2 protein-coding genes and 1 pseudogene are annotated in these 4,306 nt (G+C 41.4%); 2 read left to right on the top strand and 1 reads right to left on the bottom strand.

The genetic code is table 11. From position 1 onward, the window contains the following. Positions 1–128 precede the first annotated feature (128 nt). Positions 129–404: pseudogene (locus tag FTU82_RS15745) on the bottom strand (transposase); the annotation flags it as partial. Here FTU82_RS15745 and FTU82_RS15740 point away from each other — a divergent pair. Both FTU82_RS15740 and FTU82_RS15735 read left to right on the top strand, forming a co-directional pair. Next, entirely contained in the window at positions 388–744 is a 357-nt protein-coding gene (locus FTU82_RS15740) for a methyl-accepting chemotaxis protein (RefSeq protein ID WP_216070820.1), read from the top strand. The pseudogene FTU82_RS15745 and the gene FTU82_RS15740 overlap by 17 nt on opposite strands. 92 nt (positions 745–836) lie before the next feature. Further along, positions 837–4,130: an EAL domain-containing protein gene (locus FTU82_RS15735; RefSeq protein WP_159138995.1), complete on the top strand. Its 3,294-nt coding sequence runs from the start codon at positions 837–839 to the stop codon at positions 4,128–4,130. Positions 4,131–4,306 lie beyond the last annotated feature (176 nt).

The raw sequence follows: 4,306 nt of genomic DNA, 5'->3' as shown, positions 1-4,306 counted from the left end.
CGCGACTCATGAGTGCTCGGTTATATGCGGGCCAATTGGTTGTGCGGTAGATTTTGTGTGTAGGCTTCTTCATTTGAAAATTATATCGCTGAAAAAGCCTTTACAGATAGGTTTGTGCAACAAAGCCGGCTGTAATTGATCGCCTTGGCAGTTGGAGAACTCGATGGCACCGTCAGATAATGTTGGCTGAGCCATTCATACAGTTGTTGCATCACCGGTTGACTATGCTTTTGCCGATATTCGCGGCGATGTTCTGCTGTACCATCGGTCTTTTTCCTGAGTTCTGCTTCTATGGCATACAGTTTCTGAATCAGCACTAATGCCTGTTCAGCGATCTGACTTTTCCCGGTCACATGCAGTTCATGAAATTTACGACGTGCATGTGCCATGCAGCCCACCTCAATCGTCACCGAGTTAACTCATCGAGCAGGTGATGCAGTAAAAATCGCTGATGCAGGCGCTATTATTGATGCCGAAGAGGGACTCTCTAATGTTATTGAAAGCGGCAAAATGTTAAGCGGTATTTCAGAATCCATAGGTCAAATCGCTTCTATGTCGACCCAAATGGCTGCAGCAGTGGAAGAGCAAGCCCATGTTACTGAAGACATTAACCTGCAAATAGTAAATATTTCAACGCTTGCCGATTTAAGTAATGACAGCTCGATGCAGCTTTCAGAGACGATTATTTATTTGAACAAGATTGCTGATGAGCTTCATAAACTGGTAGTACGGTTTAAGCGGTAATCTTTCAAGTGAAAGCCTAAAACATTTAACAGTGTATTCTTGCAGTACAATTGATAATAATCGATTAAGCAGCAAATTATTGGAGTAACGTTTTGAACGCACCTGAATTCCCTGTTGATGAAGCTGCTGGTTTACTTGCATTACAGCGAACTAATTTGCTGGATACGCCAGCAGAGAAGCGCTTTGACCGCATTACAAGATTAGCAGCGTCTGTATTTAAAGTGCCAATATGCCTTATCTCTTTGGTGGATAGTGACCGGCAATGGTTTAAATCTAAAGTGGGTCTTGACGCTTGTGAAACAGGCCGTGATATCTCATTTTGTGGCCATGCGATATTGCATGAGGATATTTTAATTGTTTCAGATGCAACAAAAGATGAGCGCTTTTCGTCAAATCCTTTAGTAACCCACGCGCCGCATATTCGTTTTTATGCGGGTGCACCGCTGCGAGAGACAAGTGGGCAACCCATCGGCACTCTATGTCTCATTGACTCCGTGGCCAGAGACTTTTCAGCAAAAGAGCAGCAAGAACTGCGCGAATTTGCAGACATGGTTGAGTATGAAATTGCCAAAGAAGATCAAGCTCGACTTCAAGAGCAGTTTTTAAAAGGCATGGCAAAAACAACCTCAATACTGGCAACACTGCCTGATATGGTATTTGTTATTGACCGAAACTTTCGTTTTTTGGTTTGCAAAGAGCATCCTGACTTACTTAAACCTCAACAAGCGATTTTGGGGCGTACCGTTCATGAGATACTACCCAATGAGCTAGGTCATCAACTCGTAGAGTGCCTCAAGCAAGCCTTTTGTAACAACGATGTGATTCATCATAACTACACGTTTGAAAAGTCAAATCAATCGTTCGAAGCCCGATACAAAAAGATTGATGATAATGAAGTATTAGTGGTCATTCGTAATACCTCTGCACAAGTTGAAGCGCAGTCAGAAATAAGACGCCTTTCTGAAGTTGCAAGGCAGACAACCAATGGTGTGGTAATAACTGATGTCAAAGGTCGAATTATATGGATTAATGAAGCCTTCTCCTTTCTTACAGGATATAGCATTGAAGAAATGCAGGGTAAAAAGCCTGGGGAGTTATTACAAAGGCCCGACACTGATCCTGCCACTGTTGCAATAATGAGAGATGCGCTTGCTCAACAGAACGGCTTTAATGTTGATGTTGTAAATTATTCAAAAGCGCAAAATTCCTACTGGGTGAGAATAGCTTGTAACCCGCTGTTTAGTGAAAGTGGTAGTTTGAGCGGCTATATTGCAATTGAAACAGATATTACAAAAGAGAAACAGGATGAAGAGCTCATAAGGAACAGTCAGAATTTACTTAAGGCCGTAATAGACGCTAACAATATAGGCACATGGCATTTTAATATTCAAACAGGCGAGTTGATTATCAATGATGAATGGGCCGCATTACTGGGTTACACACTTTCTGAGTTATTACCGGGAAACAGATACACGTGGGAAAGGCTAACGCATCCTGATGACCTGGCTTATTGTGCAACTATTCTTGAAAAGCACATGTCAGGCCTAATACCCATATATGAAGCCAATCTTCGTATGAAACACAAAAATGGTGAATGGAAATGGATAAACACCAGAGGGCGTATTTCTTCAAGGACATATGATGGCAAAGCTCTATGGTTATTGGGTACACACTTTGATATCAATGACCAAATAATTGCAGAAAAAGCGCTTAGTGATAAGTCAAGGCAGATGGAAGCTGTTGTTGAAGGGTTGCTTGATGGCATTATTACTATTGATGGTCGTGGTAAAATTCTGACATTTAACCAAGCCGCACAGGAAATCTTCGGCTATACGGAAGATGAAACGCTTGGCAAAAATATTAGCATGTTGATGGGGTCACCTCATCGAGAGCATCACGATAGCTACTTATCAAATTATATAGAACGTGGTGTCAGTGACATTACTGGGCGTATTCGTGAGCTTGAGGCCTTGCGCAAAGATGGTTCTATGTTTCCAATCGAGCTTGGTGTAGTTGAAGTTCAAATGGCTGGTGAAGTTAACTTTATCGGTGTTGTCAGGGATATCACTGAGCGTAAACAACGTGAAAATGAAATTCACCAGTTAGCATTTTATGACCCATTAACATTGCTACCTAATCGACGTCTGTTGTTGGACAGATTGACGGGAGCTATAAATCATAGCGTTCGTACAAGGAACTTCTCAGCATTATTTTTTCTTGATTTAGATAACTTTAAAAACCTTAATGATAGTGCTGGTCATAATAAAGGTGATTTGCTGTTGTGTCAGGTCGCTGAGCGTCTTGTCAACTCAGTGAGACAAGGTGATACCGTAGCGCGTTTAGGCGGCGATGAGTTTGTTATTATGGCATCAGATTTAAGTCATGAACCAACATTAGCAGCGAACCAGGCTGAGAGACTTGCACAAAAAATCGTGAGTAATTTAACAAGGGAATATAATCTTGACGGTCTAACTTACAATAGTTCGGCAAGCATTGGTGTAACACTTTTTAACAGTGAAAATCTGTCAAAAGAAGATTTGTTAAAGCAAGCTGATATGGCTATGTACAAGGCTAAATATGCTGGCCGAAATGGTGTGCAGTTTTTTGACCCGCAAATGCAAGTTGCAGTAAGCTCAAGAGCAGCAATTATTAGCGACTTATACTCTGCAATACAAAGCCAGCAATTTGTACTTTTCTATCAAAAACAGGTCAATCACCTGAAGCAGTGTATTGGTGTTGAGGTATTGTTACGCTGGATACACCCAGAAAAAGGCATGGTGTCGCCACTGCAATTTATCCCATTAGCGGAGGAAACAGGTCTTATTGTACCGATTGGTGAGTGGGTGCTAGAGGAAGCTTGCGCCACTCTGGCAAAATGGTCTTTAGAATCCGAAAAACAACACCTAAGCATTGCGGTTAACATAAGCGTAGTTCAATTTAGCAAAGATAATTTTGTTCAGACTGTTTTAAATCCATTGAAAACCTCAGGTGCAAATCCACAGTTGCTAAAGCTGGAAATTACGGAAACGTTGCTCGCAAATAACATTCCTGATGTTAAAGCTAAGATGAAAGAGTTGCAGCAGCACGGCGTGACTTTTTCAATCGATGATTTTGGTACAGGCTATTCATCCTTATCCTACTTAAAACAATTGCCTATAAATCAGTTGAAAATTGACCAAGGGTTTGTTCGAGATATTATCAATAGCAGTAATGATAGGGCCATCGCTCAGGCAGTTATAACATTAGCCAACTCAATGGAACTGCAAGTCATAGCTGAGGGTGTTGAAACAGAAGCCCAGCGCGCGTTATTGCAGAGTATGGGGTGTCACACCTATCAAGGCTATTTATACGGAAAACCGTGTCGGATAGAAGAGCTGCATTTTTAAAAGATAATTAGTAAGGTACATTAAGCGGGTTTTAATTTAGTAGTTTATGGGGGCTTTGTTGCACAAACCTATCTGTAAAGGCTTTTTCAGCGATATAATTTTCAAATGAAGAAGCCTACACACAAAATCTACCGCACAACCAATTGGCCCGCATATAACCGAGCACTCATGAGTCG

Origin of the sequence: Acinetobacter sp. YH12151 (genome assembly GCF_013418355.1) — a bacterium.
Taxonomy (GTDB): Bacteria; Pseudomonadota; Gammaproteobacteria; order Pseudomonadales; family Moraxellaceae; genus Acinetobacter; species Acinetobacter pseudolwoffii.
Note: the sequence above shows the minus strand (reverse complement) of the source record. Positions and strands in the feature narration are given on the sequence as shown.

Excerpts from the sequence above, each read along its gene's own strand:
- FTU82_RS15740 (WP_216070820.1), top strand. The coding sequence starts at position 388 with ATGCAGCCCACCTCAATCGTCACCGAGTTAACTCATCGAGCAGGTGAT.